The sequence below is a fragment of the Sedimentibacter sp. B4 genome (assembly GCF_000309315.1).
GTDB classification, from domain to species: domain Bacteria; phylum Bacillota; class Clostridia; order Tissierellales; family Sedimentibacteraceae; genus Sedimentibacter; species Sedimentibacter saalensis.
In genome coordinates this window covers 1-226 of sequence record NZ_CANG01000641.1, presented here as the reverse complement: position 1 = coordinate 226, position 226 = coordinate 1, and the positions used below count along the sequence as shown (strand labels likewise).

Annotated in this window: 1 protein-coding gene; it reads right to left on the bottom strand. The window is 69.9% G+C overall.

Going from position 1 to position 226, the window contains the following annotated elements:
- The coding region (gene nth / locus BN358_RS24025) for an endonuclease III (protein ID WP_368730813.1) at positions 1–226 on the bottom strand (226 nt) is incomplete at both ends.

Genomic DNA, 226 nt, shown 5'->3' with positions numbered 1-226 from the left:
GCCGGAGCAGGGACTCGGTCTTGGCACGGAAGAAACCGGTCGGCGTGATCAGTTCCTCCAGCTCGGCGCGATCGGCAGCCGCGAGTGCGGCGGCGTCGGGATAGCGGGCGAACAGCACGGGCGTGACCGTGTTCACCCGCCGATCGGTCGACTGGGCGGACAGGACGGTGGCCACCAGGAGCTGTAGCGGGTTCGCGTGGTCGAGCTCGCAGTGGGCGTCCGGGTA